This is a genomic window from Streptomyces sp. TG1A-8, assembly GCF_030499535.1.
Lineage (GTDB): Bacteria > Actinomycetota > Actinomycetes > Streptomycetales > Streptomycetaceae > Streptomyces.
On sequence record NZ_JASTLB010000001.1, the window covers coordinates 6917976 to 6933433 of the forward strand.

Genomic DNA, 15458 nt, shown 5'->3' on the forward strand with positions numbered 1-15458 from the left:
AATGCAGTGCTACTTTGAGGGAAGGAGAGGGAAAGCGGAGCGACGCCATCGGCGACAGGGCGGTTGCAAGTTCCGGGGTCGTGCGGCTGGTCGGGTTGTGACCCGGGGCTTCGTCGTTCTCGCGATCGGCCGGAAAGGCGCTGAGCGTTTTCGGCGTTGCCTCTCCAGGGTGAGGACGGCTTTGGCGATGACCGTCATGTGGTTGGGGCTGCGGCGGGCTCTGCGGAGGATGCGCCAGGACTTCAGGCTCGCGACGCTTCGTTCGACTGGCGCCCGCGCCGCCGACAGGGCCCGGTTGATCGTCCGCTGAGTCGCGGTGAGGTCCTGGTGCGGGAGTCGTCTGATCGGCGTGGTCACCCAAGGAAGGGCCGGCCCCGATGTAGGCGCGGTCGGCGAGAACGGGAACGCCCTGGCGTTCGCAGATTTGGATGACACGGTGGGCGCGGGCCGCTGTCAGGTCGTGGGTGCGGCCGGGCAGTGCCGGCGAGATCCACCGCAGTCTGCCCGCAGAGTCGGCCATGACCTGCAGGTTCACGCCGTGGCGGCGGTGCTTGTGGGAGAAGTCGGTCCGGCTGTCGCCGACGCGGTCGCACTCGGCGAGTGTGCCGTCGGGCAGGACGTGCTCGGGATCGATCTCCCGCAGGGCCCGCAGCAGGCCGGGCGCCCGCCGGAAGAGGTGGTCGACAACGGCGGTGACGTAGGCGTGGGCGGTGCCGACGGATATGCCGAACCCGGCGGCGATCTGCGCGAGCGTGTCGTGCCGGCGAAGATGGACCAGGCCGACGAGAGCACGCTGGTGGGGCGGGAGTTTGCGGCAGCGGTCACCCTCACGGGTGACGGTGAGCATGGTGGCCCACTCGACCAGGGCGTGAGGCAGGTCGGGTGCGGCAGGATAGGGAACCGACGAGGCTCCTGCGCTGATGAGTTGAGACGTCGAACACCTTTCTCAACGGCACAGGAGCCTGGTGCGTTGCGGGACACCAACCCGTCACCCGATCAGTGGCCACTCCGAAAGAGCTCACCGTCACGTCGTTGGATGCGTGACTGCCTGGCGGCGCGTCGGGGCGTGGTGGGCCCTGGGGCCGGGTGGGTCTTCAGGCCGTGGTGGGCGAGCCGGCGCCACCGGCCAGCCCGCCACGGCCTGAACACAGGCCCGAACCGCGGGTCGCCATGCCCCGACACACCATCACACACGTGCACACCCAACAACGTGACAGCACCTGCCTCAGGCCGCTGAGCGGGTGCTCAGCCGCCTTCGACGATGCTCCACAGCATCGCGTGGAACTTCGCGTGTTCGGAGGCGGGAATCGTGGCCAGGCGGCGGCTGATCGCTGTTTCGCGGGCTACGGCGACCCGTTCCTTCACCTCGACGCCTTTCTCCGTCGCCTCGGGGATGCGCACTCGACGGTCGCGGGCAGAGAGCCGACGAACGATCAGTCCGTCCCTCTCCAGGCGATCGAGGATCGACACCATCGTGGTCTTGTCGATGCCGAGTTCAGTGGCGATCTGCAGTTGCGTCCGCGCCGGGCCGTCAGCGATCAACGCGAGAACGAGCCAGTGGCGCAGATCGGACAGTCCCGCCTCGCGGGCGACCCCGTTGAAGGCGTCGCCCAGGGCTGCCGCAGCTCGATGGGCCAGCCAGACCAGATCGGCACTCGCGGCACCTGCGGGCACCGTGCCCGGCGGCTGCACCGGACCTCCCTGTTCCTTCTTCGAAGACATCTTCGGAGCGTACCATCTACACCACACCCATCCTGGCAAATATTAAACGAGTCAAGATGATCCGAGTCCATACGATATGGTGAAGGTCAATCGCGATTACTGGAGGATCGAAGTGACCACTGGCTTGGAAGCCCGCGTACGCCGACTGGAGGACCGCGTTCTCATCGTGGAGCAGGTCATCAAGTACGCCATGGGCGTGGACCGGCGCGACTGGCAGATGTTCGCCGACTGCTTCACGGACCCCGTCTACGTCGACCACTCCGAGCAGGGTTTGCCGGCAGGTCCGTTCGCTCGTGCCGATTTCGTCGCCGTAGCCAGCCAGGTACTCAACGGCTTCACGAAGACACAGCACATCAGCCCCAACCACGTGATCGAGTTCGACGGGAACGATTCGGACCGCGCGGTCTGCCACTCCTACATGTACGCACAGCACCTGCTCGAAGGCCCCGAAGGCGGCGACTCCTACCTTCTGCGGGGCACCTACACGAACCACATGCTCCGCACCCCCGATGGATGGAGGATCGAGCGCAACATTCAGCACGTCGGTTGGTCCGACGGCAACGGCAATGCCGTCGCCGAGGCGGCGACCCGCACCACAGCGGCGCAGCAGGCGTAGCGCCCCTGAAAGCGATGCCAGAGCCCTGTCACTTTGGCTGACCGGTGCCGCCCAGCGGTTCCTGTCCGCGTTCAGCGGCATCCCGCCCCACTCCCGGCCCCGCCCTCATCTGATCCCCGCATCCGACTACCGCGCCAAGACGACCGTCCGCCTCGCCATCTGGGACCAGGCCACCGGCACCACCGGCCTGCCCGCAACACTCTGACCCAGAGCCGGCACCTGGCCCCACCACACCCCAGCACGCCGTCAGGCGCCCACGCATCCGCGCCGTGAAGACTTCCTGCGGTTCGACGGCGTCCACGAGACCGATCAGCGGGGTGCGCACCACCGCGTGCTCGTGATCCGGATGCGTGGGCGCACGCGAGGGCAGGACGACCTGACCCACGGTGGCCGCTTCTTCCAGGCGCTCGAGGATGCCGTCACCGACGATCCCTCCCAGCGTGCCGCAGGCACGCTGGACGTCCGACAGCAGCCCGTCGACGGCCGCGGCCAGGTCGGCGGCGAACTCAGCCGGAGTCCTGGCTCCTTGATCCGTGGTGATGCCGCTCGCCGGAACCAGCAGGTTCTGTGGAGTCGTGCACATCTGCCCGCTGTACAGGGACAGAGAGACGGAGAGATTCCGCAGCAGCCCCTTGTAGTCGTCGGTGGAGTCCAGCACCACCGAGTTGATGCCGGCCCCCTCCGTGTAAACGTGGGCCTGCCGGGCGTCGTCCTCCAACCAGGTGCCGAACTCGGTGGAACCGGTGAAGTCCACGAGCCGGACATCGGGGTGGGTAGCCGGCCTGGAAGGCCATGAGGAAAGGCTGTCCGGTGGTGTGCTGGACGGCGTGCGCGATCTCGAAGCTGGTTGCGTTGAGCCTGACCAGGATCTCCGCAGCCACACCGGCGCGGGTGTCGGGGTTCGCCTCGCGCCATGCGATGCCCGCCGCCTTGGCCGCCTGGATGGCGTCCTCGGGCGAGACGTGCGGATAGCGCGTACCGAGGGGGAAGCCGTACGGCGATACCTCAAGCGGGCTCCGCACGCCGACGGACAGGTGATCGCGGACCACGACGGGGTGCTGGTTGACCGCGCACTCGCAGAGGGAGGACACCCCGCCCTGGAAGGAAGACCTGCGGCCACTGTCCGCTGGTGGCCTTCGTCGACTACGGCGCGGCCGGCACGGGGGAGTCGGCGGCCGCGCCGTTCCGGCCGGGCAATGCCGACTCCCACACCGTCGCCGAGCATGCCTGGCCCAGCTGCCCAAGCGCACCGGCGCGGGCGCCGCACGCTGATCCGCACCGATTCGGCCAGCGGTACTCACGGCTTCCTCAACTGGCGCTCCCAGCACGGCCGGTGACTGTCGTACTCGGTGGGGATGACCATACCGAGTCCATCCACCAGGCCGTCCTGGCCGTCCCCGCCTCCGCATGGACGGCCACGATCAAGCCGGAGGACACCGTACGGAAGGGGCCTGCCTCGGCGGCCGAGCTGACCGATAGTCCGCTTACTGATCTTTTCGTAAGTTCGGTGGGTGTGGTGGGTGGATGGTCAGGTCGGTGTGGGCGAGGAAGGACCATGGCAGTTGCTGGTTATGGTTGATGCGGTGGATGCCTTGTTCGGTGGCGTCGGCGAGGTTGGCGAGTTCGCGCTTCTTGAGCGACGACCACAGCAGCTCTACCGGGTTCAGTTCGGGTGCGCAGTCGGGTAATCGCTCGATAGCGAGCCGGTCTTGTTGCGCGACCCAGGCTCGCATGGCCCGGCTCCAACGGGCGGACAGGCCACTCCGGACCAGGATCACCCTGTCTCCGCGGTAGAACGCCTTGACCGCTTCGAGGACCTCGATGAGGGCAGTGGTGTCGTAGGCGCCGGGCTTGAGATGGAAACACAGCCGGGGATCGCGGTCGGGGTCGGTGGAGTGGTAGCCCAGGGCGGCGGCCATCGAGGCACGCTTCCGGTTCAGTCGGTGCCGCAGAAGCGGCGTGCGGCCTCGAGGTGTGTAGGTACGGCGGACCTGGGGACAGGAGAAAGACGCCTGATTCGTCGAGGAACACGACCAGGCACGTGTGTTCACCGTCCCTTTTTTGGATGCGTGGCCACCCGTGCGCGATCCAGCGGGCGATCTCGGACTCGTCCCGCTCCACCGCCCGCCGCCCGGCCCGCTGCAGACTCCCCCAGCCGGCCGGTCAGCAGACGCCACACCGACGCCCGCGACAGCGACACCCCCCGTCACCCGCTCGACCACCACGCCGACCCGTTCCAAGGTCCACGGGTCGGCCTCGAAACCATGGGCCCGGACTCTGCTCCAACGCGGTCCGAACCGTCTCGACCTGGGCGTCATCCAGCTTGGGCGAGCGGCCGGTGGCCGCATGACGACGCAGAGCCGAAGCGCCACCCTTCTCCCACATGCGCCCCCACCGCCCGCGCGATCTCCGCATGCGAGGCGTCCTCCTCAAACAACTCGACCGCCCGCACACGGCGCGCCTCCGCCGACTGCGGCCGCGACAAGGGAGGAATAGAGGAACCAACCACAGAGGACGAGGGCCGATAAGCCACCCCGACACCCTCCCACCCACGAGGTCACCACACCCACCGAAGTTACGAAAAGATCAGTAAGGTTCTGGAGTTGACTGCGCTCGGCTTCGGCCGGGTGTCGCGCACCACGGTGCAGCGGATGCGACTTACCTGTCGCAAGCAGGGCATGTGGGCGCTGCTCGACCACCGCATCACCCGCGCCTCCAGCCCCACCGGGCGGGCCGCCTCCTCGTACACCAAAAAGCCCCTCCGGGCGTCAGTCGTACTCCTCAATCCCGCTTCGACGAGACCGCTTTCGCCTCCAGCCACATGTTGGTCGACCGTCCAAGACGCTGCGATACACTACTGATACGTATTTCGATCTCACGGAGGAAAGCGGACTGTATGTCTCGCATGGCGGCGAAGGACCGACGGGAAGAGCTGATCGCAGCGGCGTTCCGAGTCATGGTCCGCGACGGAGTTACAAAAGCGACAACGCGCGCAATCGTCAATGAAGCGAAAATGCCCTTGGGTGTTTTCCATTACTGCTTCAAATCTCGAGAAGAACTCCTTCAGGAGGTCCTTGCCCGCTTCACGGACAGGAGCACCGAAGCGGCACGGAAGGCCTTCCAGGAGGGCGGCGACCTGAGCACAAGGATTTCCAAAAGTCTGGGGGCTTTCTGGGACGGCGTGGAACTTTTCCCGGGAGAGCACCAAGTGAGCTATGAGCTCACGCATTACGCCTTGCGGCAGGCTGGATTCGAGGAGTTGGCTCGCCAGCAATATCAGAGTTACTTGGAAGCCCATCAGGGGCTCCTTGCAGAAGCCGCCAAGAACGAGGGGATCCGTTGGACTGTTCCTGTTCAGGTCCTCGCACGCTATCTCAACGCGGTATTGGACGGTCTCACACTGTGCTGGCTGGTCGACCGCAACAGTGAGGACAGCCGAGAGGTTCTCCGTCTGACCGGCGAACATCTGCTGACCTTCGTCGGCAAGAAGGAGTAGCTGCAGGCTCAGGGTTCTCGGGTGGCGGCGCGCTCCGGTTCGCACCACTACCGGTGAGCGCCGCCGCTTCGGTACCGGCCGCGGCGGCCCACTTCGCCGAACACGGGCAGGAATTGGCCGGTGGTGTGCAGCCGGTATTTCAGTCGAACAGGTCGGGCTGTTCCGCGGTGATCTGGTCCCACAGCGGCCGGAACTGGAACCAGCCGGGCAGCGCGCCGGAGATCTGCGCACGGACCGTCCGCGCCGCGTCGGCGTCGATGACCTTGGGCGTTCCGGCGGCCATGGCCAGGAGTTGGGCCTGACAGGAGCGTTCCATGGTGATGAAGTACCAGACGGCTTCGGCGACAGACGCGCCGACCGTGAGCAGTCCGTGGTTCTGCAGGACAACGGCCTTGCCACTACCCAGAGCCAGACCGATGCGCCGGCCTTCCTCGGTGTCGTTGACCACGCCCCGGTAGTCGGAGTAGACGCCGTGGTCCTCGAAGAACGCACAGGCGTCCTGGGTGATGGGTTCCAGGCGGACGCCGAGGCTGGAGAATGCCTTGCCGTGGAGGGAGTGGGTGTGTGCGGCCGCGACCACGTCCGGCCTGGCGCGGTGCACCTCGGAGTGGATGCAGAACGCGGCGTTGTTGACGGGGCGCTTGCCTTCCAGGAGCCTGCCGTTGTGGTCGACGAGGATCAGGTCCGAGACGCGTATCTGGCTGAACGACATGCCGAAGGGATTGACCCAGAAGGCTGAGGGGTTCTCGGGGTCGCGGGCCGTGATGTGCCCGGCCACGCCCTCGGAGAATCCGAAGCGAGCGAAAAGCCGGAAGGCCGCGGCGAGTTCCTGCTTTCGGACCCGGCGTTCCTCCTCGATGCTCAGGTCGTGGCGCGGCAGCGGCAGGTGGACGCCTTCGGGCATGGCGCCGATGGAGGCGTGCGGTGGTGCGGCGGGGGTCACGGTCATGGGTGCGGTCCTCTCGTGATGCGATGGCCGGGCGATGCGCGCTACTTGTTGCGATGACCTCGGCGGGTGCCGTACATGACGTCCACCAGGCGCAGGATGAACCGGTAGGCCGAGGGGTTATACGGGATCATGTGCATGTCCCGGCGCAGCGGGAACCGGTTGGCGCTGATCGCCTGGAGCTTGGTGTACTTGCGGATGCCTTCGGCGCCATGGCGGACGCCGAGACCGGAATTCTTCCAACCGCCCATGGGCAGGCCGAGGGCCATGTAGTTGGTCTGGGCGTCGTTGATGGTGACGCAGCCGGCCTCGAGTCGCTCCGCCAGACGGCGAGCGTGCTTGATGTTCGATCCGATGATCGAGGCCTGGAGCCCGTAGGAGCTGTCGTTGACCAGGCGGACGGCCTCCTCCACGTCGGCGACCTTCATCACCGGCAAGGTGGGACCGAAGGTCTCCTCGCGCATGCACTTCATCGTGTGGTCGACGTCGACGAGCAATGTGGGCTCGAAGAACCGGCCGGGTCCCGGCGTGGTGTGGCCTCCCGCGAGGATGCGTGCACCCTTGCTTACGGCGTCGTTGACATGGTCTTCGACGGTGGACAGTTGGGGAGGGAAGGTCACGGCTCCCACGTCGACGCTGCCCAAACCGGCCGGTTTGCCCGAGGTGACCTGCTGGAAACGTTCGCGCAGCAGGTCGACGTACGCGTCGTAGACGGGCTCCTCTACGTATACGCGCTCCACCGAGGTACACATCTGGCCCCCGTTGGACAGGGCCCCCTGGATCGTGACGCTCACGGCCCGTTCCAGGGGGGCGTCGGCGAGGACGATGAGGGCGTCCTTGCCGCCGAGCTCCAGTGAGCAGGGGATGAGTCGCTCGCCCGCCCTCGCCGCGACCAGCCGGCCCGTCTTCGTCGATCCGGTGAACATCACGAAGTCTGCGGTGTCCACCAGCGCCTGGCCCGTGGCGCCCGCGCCGGTGACGACCTGGAAGACATTCCCGGGCCAGCCGCACTCGCGGGCCATCCTCTCCATGAGCAGCGCGGTCAACGGCGTGTGCTCGGACGGCTTGAGAACGACCGCGTTGCCGGCGGCCAGGGCCGGTATGACGTCCCCGAACGTATTGAGCAGCGGATTGTTCCACGGACCGATCACCCCGACCACTCCGAGCGGCACCCGGCGGGTGTACATGCTTCGTCCGAGGACGAACGGTGACGAGGAGCGGATCTTCGTCTGCGCAAGGAGCCGCTGCGCCTGCCTCGCCCAGTAGGCGAAGGCACTGGCGCAGTAGACGATCTCGGCGATCGCGTCCTCCTGCGCCTTGCCGTTCTCCTCGACGATGCAGTCGGTGATCTCTTGCCGGTGGGAGAGCAACCATCGACGAGCGCGCGCGAAGAAGTCCGCACGTGACCGGACGTCCAGTTCTGCCCAGCCCGGCTGTGCCTGCCGGGCCCGGCCGATCGCCTGCGCCACCTCTTGTGCCGTCGCGTCGGGGACGTGGCCGACCACCGCCCCGGTGGCCGGATTGTCCACCGCGATGCGTGCACCTGCCGGGGTGCCGTCTGCTTTGAGGGTCTGGGCCACCGAAACTCCCGTCGGAACGTTGACTTCTCTTGGTCCAGGATGAGACGGTCGCTCGTACAAGTCAAGCGTCTTGTACAAGTGTCCAAGTCATGGTTGCGGTGGATGAAGAGCCTCCGTCAGCCGGTCGCTTAGGGAGTGGCTGAATGCAAAGGGCGGCAGTGCTCGCGTTGAGCGGCCTCGGTGTTCCGGAGTCCCTGCGCTGGCACGAGGGAGCTTTGTGGTTCTCCGATCTGGCGCACGGCACGGTGCATCGCTGGGACGGCAGGGGGGAGCCGGAGACGGTCTTGAAGGTTCCGGGCCGGGCCGGCGGGCTCGGCTGGCTTCCCGACGGCCGTCTGCTCGTGGCGTCCATGGACGAGGGCCGCGTGTACCGGCTGGAAGCGGACAACGCGTTGGTCGAGCACGCCGACCTGCGCCACCTCGTCGGCGGTCCGGTCAACGACATGCTCGTCGACCTTCAAGGGCGGGCGTATGTCGGAAACTTCGGTTTCGACTACCACGCCTTCTCGCGTAAGCATCCGAACTCTTTGCTCTACGCACCTCCCGGGCCTCCGAAGGCCCCGATCGCATGTCTGGCTCCGGACGGGAGTCTGCTCGGTCTGACGGAGCCGCTGCTGTTTCCCAACGGCACTCTCCTCACGGCCGACGGCACGGCCTTGGTGGTGGCCGAAACGCTGGCTATGCGGCTCACTCGCCTTTCCGTCAACGCCGACGGCACGCTTGCAGACCCACGGCCCTGGGCCGCGCTGATCTCACCGATCCTGTGGCGCCTGGTGAACCATCCGGGGCTGCCCGGACGCATCACCCGCAGGATTTCCGCACTCCTGGATCATCCCTCCCTAGCCAAGCGTTCCGCGGCACCCGTCGCACCGGACGGCATCGCGTGGGACATCGACGGCGAGACGATCTGGGTGGCGAACGCCCTGCGTGGCGAATGCGTGCGCGTGGCGGAGGGCGGCCGGGTCCTCAACCGAGTGGCGACGAGCCAGCACACCCTCAGCTGCCTGGTGGCCGGGCACGACGGCCGCACTCTTTTCGCTGCCACGGTGCCGACGGACGATCCCGTCCGCGCCGCCGCCCTCAACGGCGGCCGCATCGAAATGTTGCGGCTGTGACGCATCCATTGACGAACGACGCCGACCTGACGTAGTCGAAGGAGTTTGTGGCCATGGGCCCAGTAATCGAGCAGGAGAAGGTCGTCCTCGTGACCGGCGCGGCCAACGGCATCGGGGCCGCCGTCGCGGAACTCGCCATCACGCGCAGCCATCGGGTGGTGCTGAGCGACGTCGACGAAGTGGCTGTTCTCGACCGCGCCCGCAGCCTGGGCCCCCGGGCTGCGGCCTGCGTGCTGGACATTCGCAGTTCCGAAGGCTGGGCCAGGGCCTTCGAGGCTGCGGAAGCCGCCTTCGGCGGCGTCGACGTACTGGTCAACAACGCAGGCATCACCCACACCGGAGTCGCACGCGACCTCCGGCCCCAACAGCACCGTGACATCGTCGAGGTGAACCTACTCGGCACCATCACCGGTGTCTGCACGGCGCTCGAGCGGATGACCGCACAGGGCCACGGTCACATCATCAACGTCTGCAGCATGACCTCGTTCCTGCCACTGCCTGGCTACGCCACCTACTGCGCCACGAAGTACGGTCTGCGGGCCTTTCACCACAGCGTCGCCATCGAGGAGCGCAACGGGCCACTGGACTTCACCATCATCCATCCGCCGTCCACCCGGACGGGCATGCTCGACCAGGAAATGGCCGACCCGTCCTGCGCCATCTCCTTCGCGGAGAGGTCCTACGCCCCGCAGGAGATCGCCCGGGCCGTCGTCGACGCCATCGTCACCAAACCGGTCGAGGTGGTCTTCCCGCCCCTGGCAGGCCGGGTCCAGAGGGTCGCCGGTGTCTTCCCCCGGCTGATGCGCCGTGTCATCCCCATCGCCGAAGCCAGGGGACGGCGGCAGCGGGAGCGCCTCCTGCCCCAGCCGGGGACGGACCGATGAGGACCACCGGCGCCGTCGGCCGATCCGTCTGACCTCCCGAGACCATCGCCCCACCCGATCACCGCCATTACGGCCGGTGATGTGAATTCCCCAGAAAGGATACGGATGTGAGTACGCACCTGGCGTCCCGGCCGGACGTGAAGAAGGCCGCCTCCGCCGGTGCCGGCCCGAGCGAGGTCCGGATGGCACAGCTGAACCGAGCGACGGAGCATCTCGATCCACCCTTCGCCGTGGTGGACCTCGACGCCTTCGACACCAACGCTGCGGATTTGGCCCGCCGGGCGGCGGGCCAGGCGACCATCCGCCTGGCCAGCAAATCGGTCCGCAGCCGTACGCTGATCCGCCGGGCCGTCCGGCAGCAGGGATACCAGGGCATTCTCGCCTTCACCCTGCCCGAGGCGCTGTGGCTGGTCGAGGAGCACCCGGACGTGGTCGTCGGATACCCGACGACGGACCGCACCGCGCTCAAACGACTCGCAGCAGACGAGCGGTCGGCCTCCCGCATCACCCTCATGATTGATTCCACCAGTCAACTGGACTTCATCGACGAGGTGGTGGGCACCTCCCGGCCCGCCATCCGCGTCTGCATCGATCTGGACGCCTCACTGGAACTAGCCGGCGGCCGCCTCCACCTGGGCCCGTACCGCTCCCCGGTGCATACCCCACGGCAAGCGGCGGCACTCGCCCGCGCCATCCAGGACCGCGCCGGATTCCACCTGGCCGGGGTCATGTCCTACGAGGGCCAGATCGCCGGACTCGGCGACAACCAGCCCGGCCCCCTCCTCAAACGAGCCGCGATCCGCACCATGCAGCGGCTCTCCGCCAATGAGCTGGCCGACCGGCGGGCCGCCGCCGTCGCCGCCGTCGAAGCCGTCGCACCACTGGAGTTCGTCAACGGCGGTGGCACGGGCTCCATCGAGCAGACCGCCGCCGAACATGTCATCACCGAAATCGGCGCCGGATCAGGCCTGTACGGGCCGGGCCTGTTCGACTTCTACCGACGCTTCCGTCCCCGGCCCGCCGCCTACTTCGTCATGTCCGTCGTGCGCCGACCGAGTGCCAAGATCGCTACTGTGCTGGGCGGCGGCTGGATCGCATCCGGCCCGCCGGGCCTGGACCGTCAGCCCGTCCTGAGCTGGCCCAGGGGACTGCGGATGAATCCTATGGAAGGCGCGGGAGAAGTCCAGACTCCGGTCCTGGGCACCGCGGCACACGCACTGCGGCTGGGGGATCACGTGTGGTTCCGCCACGCCAAGGCGGGCGAACTGTGCGAACGCACCAATACACTACATCTGGTGTCGGGCACCGAAATCGTCGAGCAGGTCACGACCTACCGCGGCGAAGGTCACGCCTTCCTCTGACCCACCGCTCAAAGCCCCTGCACGTCCCCTCGGAGGCCCGATGTCCACAGAGTTCCACAATCCGGTCCGTGCGTCAGTGGGCACCGCGGGGGCGGATGCCGGCCATGGGCCGACCGAATCCGTCTCGCGCGGATGGACCATCCTGTTCGGCCTGGTGTGGTTCGGCTACTGGATGGCGAATCTCGTCCCTCTCCAACTGCTGCTCCCCCAGCAACTGGAGGCGATAGACCCGTCATCGAAGGTGCACGACTTCGCCGTCGTCAACGCCGTCTCCGGGCTCGTCGCCCTGTTCGCCCTTCCGCTCTGCGGCGCGTTGTGCGACCGCTCCCGCAGCCGCTTCGGCCGCAGACGGCTCTGGCTCACGGCCGGTTCCCTGTCCCTCGCGGCGGGGCTGGCCGTCACCGCCCAACAGACAACCGTGGCGGGAGTGACCGCTGCCTGGGCAGTCAGCATGACCGGACTCAGTGCAGCCACCGCCGGACTGACCGCCATGATCGCCGACCGTGTTCCAGTCAACCAGCGCGGCATGGTATCCAGCGCGATCTACGGACCCCAGGCCCTCGGCGTGGTGGCCGGCATCGCCCTCGTCTCTGCCTTCGGACTCTCCACTTCAAGCGGTTACATCGTCATCGCGGTCCTGCTGATCATCTGCGCGGTGCCGTTCCTGGTGCGCTACCGCGACCCTGTCTACAGCTCAGAGCCCTCCCTGCGCCTGCGTGCGCTACTGGCCCTCGTGGGAAACTCTCTGCGCAGCCGCGAGTTCGCCTGGGCCTTCGGCGGCCGGCTCCTGGTCAACCTGGCGAACTCCCTCGGTGTCTGCTACACCCTGTACTTCCTGACCGACGACCTGAAGGTCCCCGACCCGGCGAGCAGCCTCCTGGCTTGTACCGGCCTGTACCTCGTGGCCGGAATCCTGGCCACCTCCGTCGTCGGCGTGCTCTCCGACCGCCTGGGCAGACGACGGGTCTTCGTCGCGCTGGCGGCACTTCTCCAGGCGGTCGCGGGGTTTCTCCTGGCGGCCTTCCCGAACCTCACCGTGACCCTGGCGGCATCCGCGATCATGGGTGCCGGCTTCGGAGCGTACATGTCCGTCGACCAGGCCCTGATCACCCAGGTCCTGCCCGATGCGGAGAGTCGGGCCCAGGACCTCGGCATCATGAACATCGGCTCAGTGGTCCCGCCCACCCTGGCCCCGCTGATCGCCAGCCTCATCATCACCTCCGACCGTGGCTATCCGGTCCTGTTCGCCCTCGTGGGTGCCACCGCGTCCGTCGGCGTCCTGCTCGTGTACCGCGTACGGTCCGTCCGATAAAGGCGCCCAGGCCCGGGACTGTAAATCGTTCGGTGTAACTCCCGATCATGGAAGCTGCATCGATGACCAGTGAGAACGTGGCCGAGCGGGAGGCTGTCGAGCCGGCAGCGGCTCCGTCGGCGAAGGCCGTGGACGACCAGTTGATCGACGAGCCGGTGAGCCGGGCCCGGGCCCAGGGCCTGCAGCTGACCGGCGAGGGCGACTGCTCCAGCAGCTGACCAAACGGCTTCTGGAGCCCGCCCTGGAGGGCGAGATCACCGACCACCTCGGCTAGGACAAGCACGATCCGGCGGGCAAGGACGGCGGCAACTCCCGCAACGGCACACGCTCCAAGAGGGTGCTGACGGACGTCGGGCCGGTGGAGATCGTTGTGCCCCGTGACCGGGACGGCTCGTTCGAGCCGAAGATCGTCAAGAAGCGAGTGCGTCTAACACGGCCATCATGTCGCTCGATCCCACCGGCAAGGGCCAGGCCCGCTGGACCATGCGCTGGAAGACCGCGCTGAACGCCTTCGACATCACCGTCGACGGCCGCCTGACGGCGGCCCGCCAGTAACCCCGACCAACCTGGTCACACCGTTCGTTTGACAGACCCGGCGGCGACTGGCGCAGACCAGGGGGTGACCGGTCCGGAGGCGGTCGCACGAACTGTCGACAAGCTGCTGAACTCAGGAGAGAGACCGGCCACCTTCCCTGTTCACAGAGTGTGAACCACTCGTGACGGGAACAGGGATCCGCCTTCCGGGAACGAGGACGGGTCCTTCTGTTCCTTGCAGTGGCATTGAGCTTTTCCAAGCTCATGTTCATGCTGGTCAGCGGTCTGTCGAGGGCTGAACGCATCGGTCGGGAGTGCGAGGCCTTGACCAGCAGGTCCGTAGTCGGTTACAGCGTTTCGGGTGCTCCGCCGGGCGTGGCTGGTAGTGCTGCTGGCCAGGTTGGAAAAGGCTCCCTGACTATCCCGACCCCCGGCCCCCGCCCACTGCGCGGGGGCCGGGGGCTGCTGTCATGCCCGACCGCGCAACGTGGGCCCAGGCTGCGGCCACCCCGCTGGACGGCTGGCACTCAGCGGCTCGACCAGGTGGAGCGCATAACGAGCCTCGAGCACCCTCAGCTCTCCGGGCTGGGGCGGAACCCGGCAGCGATCAACTCGTCCAGGTCTTGATCTGAGCGGCGACCTCACGCACCGGGAGTCCGTCCCGAGCGGCGCGGGCCAACGGGAGAACGGTGTCCAGGCCAGAGCTCACCGGCATACCGCACGCGGACAGGTAAGCCGCGGTCACCGTGGCTGCGAAAAGCAGGTTCCGCATTTCCAAGCTCGGATTTCTCGCCAGCTCGCACAGCAGCGCCGCGGCCTTGTGATGGGGTTCGGGGTAGACCTCGTGGTCAAGGATCTCCGCCCGGTGACGTGCTTCCGCCGCGACCGGGACACCGTAGTCGACGACCTGCGGATCTCCCGGAATCTGCTGCGCCACTGCCAGGATCCACCCGAGATCGATGCGGAGGTTCACGCGGCGTCCCTCGGTGCCGTCTGCGCCGGCTTGTCAGGGAGGCCGGGGTAGCGGTCCTCACCGACTTCCGCATCGAATACGTCCGTGTACGCGGCAAGGAACGATGCAGCGCCGGCCATGAAGGCAGCACGGGACTGGTTCACGTCGGCCTCGATCAGATCAGCCACGTACCTCTGCAAGCTCAGGCCGCGGCGCTTGGCCCGGTCCTCGGCTGCTGCCTTGACCTCTTCGTCCAGGCGAATGTTCGTCTGCTTCCCCATACCCCCACTGTAGCTATGTTCCGGTACCAGCACATAGCAGATGAGTAGGATCGGTCCGGGACCTCGGACCTCAAAGGGGGAGATGGGGTCATTGCGGGGACAAGTGCCACCCGCACCGGCCCGCACGGCGAGCTGCTCCTGCTGAAGGACCAGAACCGCCGCTGCTGGAACCGCATGCCCATCGCCCGCGGCATCACGGCACAGCACCGGGCCGGGGCCGTGGCCGCCGGCGCCCCGGGCCCGTATGTTCCCCAGGCGGCCCGGCCACCGCCGCCTGCCACGTGCACGCGTACACCTACGAGGAGACCGACTGGCGCGGCATCGCGCCGCTGCACGGACTGCTCGCCGTCCGCGCCCCGTCACCCGTCGTCGTGCTCAACCGCGCGGTCGCCGTGTCGATGACCGAGGGACCGAGGCAGGGGCTTGCGATCGTCGACGCCCTCGTCGCCGAGTCCGCCTTCGCCGGCCACCACCCGCTGCCCAGCGTCCGCGGCGTCCTGCTCGCTCGGCCCGGGCGTGCGGCGGAGGTGCGCGAGGAGTTCACCCGGGCCGCAGGCCTCGCGCGCAATAAGCGGGAGCGGCAGCTGCTGCTGGGCCGCGCGGCCGTATGCGAGACGCAATCTTCCAGCCCCGAAACCCTGTTCCCATGCGTCTGGGTG

At 67.5% G+C, this 15458-nt stretch carries 12 protein-coding genes and 6 pseudogenes; 10 read left to right on the forward strand and 8 right to left on the reverse strand.

What is annotated here, in order from left to right; genetic code table 11:
- Positions 1-153: 153 nt before the first annotated feature.
- A pseudogene (locus QQY24_RS30805) lies at positions 154-847 on the reverse strand (transposase family protein); the annotation flags it as partial.
- A gap of 398 nt (positions 848-1245) precedes the next feature.
- Positions 1246-1722, reverse strand: coding sequence for a MarR family winged helix-turn-helix transcriptional regulator (locus QQY24_RS30810; RefSeq protein ID WP_301975948.1), 477 nt, complete (start codon positions 1720-1722; stop codon positions 1246-1248).
- Positions 1723-1834: 112 nt separating this feature from the next.
- Between QQY24_RS30810 and QQY24_RS30815 the strand changes: the two genes are divergently transcribed.
- Together QQY24_RS30815 and QQY24_RS30820 are read left to right on the forward strand one after the other, a co-directional pair.
- On the forward strand, positions 1835-2338 hold the full coding sequence (locus QQY24_RS30815) for a nuclear transport factor 2 family protein (protein ID WP_301975949.1): 504 nt from the start codon (positions 1835-1837) through the stop codon (positions 2336-2338).
- A gap of 43 nt (positions 2339-2381) precedes the next feature.
- Positions 2382-2543, forward strand: a pseudogene (locus tag QQY24_RS30820) (IS6 family transposase); the annotation flags it as partial.
- A gap of 87 nt (positions 2544-2630) precedes the next feature.
- Here the strand turns inward: QQY24_RS30820 and QQY24_RS30825 are convergent.
- Positions 2631-3345: pseudogene (locus QQY24_RS30825) on the reverse strand (aldehyde dehydrogenase family protein); the annotation flags it as partial.
- 21 nt (positions 3346-3366) lie between these two features.
- Between QQY24_RS30825 and QQY24_RS30830 the strand changes: the two are divergent.
- Positions 3367-3812, forward strand: a pseudogene (locus QQY24_RS30830) (transposase); the annotation flags it as partial.
- A 10-nt stretch (positions 3813-3822) separates the two neighbouring features.
- Here QQY24_RS30830 and QQY24_RS30835 read toward each other — a convergent pair.
- Positions 3823-4686, reverse strand: coding sequence for a transposase (locus QQY24_RS30835; RefSeq protein WP_367658060.1), 864 nt, complete (start codon positions 4684-4686; stop codon positions 3823-3825).
- Positions 4687-5243: 557 nt separating this feature from the next.
- On the opposite strand from QQY24_RS30835, the gene QQY24_RS30840 reads away from it, so the two are divergent.
- Entirely contained in the window at positions 5244-5834 is a 591-nt protein-coding gene (locus tag QQY24_RS30840; RefSeq protein WP_301975951.1) for a TetR/AcrR family transcriptional regulator, read from the forward strand.
- Between the two features lie 139 nt (positions 5835-5973).
- Here QQY24_RS30840 and QQY24_RS30845 read toward each other — a convergent pair whose 3' ends face one another.
- Both QQY24_RS30845 and QQY24_RS30850 read right to left on the reverse strand, forming a co-directional pair.
- Positions 5974-6783 carry a class II aldolase/adducin family protein gene (locus tag QQY24_RS30845; RefSeq protein ID WP_301975952.1) on the reverse strand — a complete coding sequence of 270 codons (810 nt, stop codon included), beginning with the start codon at positions 6781-6783 and terminating at the stop codon, positions 5974-5976.
- A gap of 41 nt (positions 6784-6824) precedes the next feature.
- Positions 6825-8360, reverse strand: a complete 1536-nt coding sequence (locus QQY24_RS30850) for a succinic semialdehyde dehydrogenase (RefSeq protein ID WP_301975953.1) — start codon at positions 8358-8360, stop codon at positions 6825-6827.
- A gap of 143 nt (positions 8361-8503) precedes the next feature.
- Between QQY24_RS30850 and QQY24_RS30855 the strand changes: the two genes are divergently transcribed.
- The 5 genes and pseudogenes from QQY24_RS30855 to QQY24_RS30875 all read left to right on the forward strand — a co-directional run.
- Positions 8504-9475, forward strand: coding sequence for an SMP-30/gluconolactonase/LRE family protein (locus QQY24_RS30855; RefSeq protein ID WP_301975954.1), 972 nt, complete (start codon positions 8504-8506; stop codon positions 9473-9475).
- Positions 9476-9528: 53 nt separating this feature from the next.
- Positions 9529-10359 (forward strand): SDR family oxidoreductase, encoded by an 831-nt coding sequence (locus QQY24_RS30860; RefSeq protein WP_301975955.1) that lies wholly within the window; start codon positions 9529-9531, stop codon positions 10357-10359.
- A gap of 107 nt (positions 10360-10466) precedes the next feature.
- A complete protein-coding gene (locus QQY24_RS30865; RefSeq protein ID WP_301975956.1) occupies positions 10467-11720 on the forward strand; it encodes an amino acid deaminase/aldolase in 1254 nt (417 codons plus the stop codon).
- Positions 11721-11760: 40 nt separating this feature from the next.
- Positions 11761-13032 carry an MFS transporter gene (locus QQY24_RS30870; protein WP_301975957.1) on the forward strand — a complete coding sequence of 424 codons (1272 nt, stop codon included), beginning with the start codon at positions 11761-11763 and terminating at the stop codon, positions 13030-13032.
- Positions 13033-13094: 62 nt separating this feature from the next.
- Positions 13095-13459, forward strand: a pseudogene (locus QQY24_RS30875) (transposase); the annotation flags it as partial.
- 714 nt (positions 13460-14173) lie between these two features.
- Here QQY24_RS30875 and QQY24_RS30880 read toward each other — a convergent pair.
- Entirely contained in the window at positions 14174-14539 is a 366-nt protein-coding gene (locus QQY24_RS30880) for a hypothetical protein (protein ID WP_301975958.1), read from the reverse strand.
- On the reverse strand, positions 14536-14799 hold the full coding sequence (locus tag QQY24_RS30885) for a hypothetical protein (RefSeq protein ID WP_301975959.1): 264 nt from the start codon (positions 14797-14799) through the stop codon (positions 14536-14538). The genes QQY24_RS30880 and QQY24_RS30885 overlap by 4 nt, the downstream gene beginning before the upstream one ends.
- Positions 14800-14901: 102 nt before the next feature.
- On the opposite strand from QQY24_RS30885, the pseudogene QQY24_RS30890 reads away from it, so the two are divergent.
- Positions 14902-15401: pseudogene (locus QQY24_RS30890) on the forward strand (RNA polymerase subunit sigma-24); the annotation flags it as partial.
- Between the last annotated feature and the right edge of the window lie 57 nt (positions 15402-15458).

Coding starts and splice junctions, on each gene's coding strand:
- QQY24_RS30810 (WP_301975948.1), bottom strand. CDS start 1,722: ATGTCTTCGAAGAAGGAACAGGGAGGTCCGGTGCAGCCGCCGGGCACG.
- QQY24_RS30845 (WP_301975952.1), bottom strand. CDS start 6,783: ATGACCGTGACCCCCGCCGCACCACCGCACGCCTCCATCGGCGCCATG.
- QQY24_RS30855 (WP_301975954.1), top strand. CDS start 8,504: ATGCAAAGGGCGGCAGTGCTCGCGTTGAGCGGCCTCGGTGTTCCGGAG.
- QQY24_RS30840 (WP_301975951.1), top strand. CDS start 5,244: ATGGCGGCGAAGGACCGACGGGAAGAGCTGATCGCAGCGGCGTTCCGA.
- QQY24_RS30835 (WP_367658060.1), bottom strand. CDS start 4,686: ATGCGGCCACCGGCCGCTCGCCCAAGCTGGATGACGCCCAGGTCGAGA.
- QQY24_RS30885 (WP_301975959.1), bottom strand. CDS start 14,799: ATGGGGAAGCAGACGAACATTCGCCTGGACGAAGAGGTCAAGGCAGCA.
- QQY24_RS30870 (WP_301975957.1), top strand. CDS start 11,761: ATGTCCACAGAGTTCCACAATCCGGTCCGTGCGTCAGTGGGCACCGCG.
- QQY24_RS30860 (WP_301975955.1), top strand. CDS start 9,529: ATGGGCCCAGTAATCGAGCAGGAGAAGGTCGTCCTCGTGACCGGCGCG.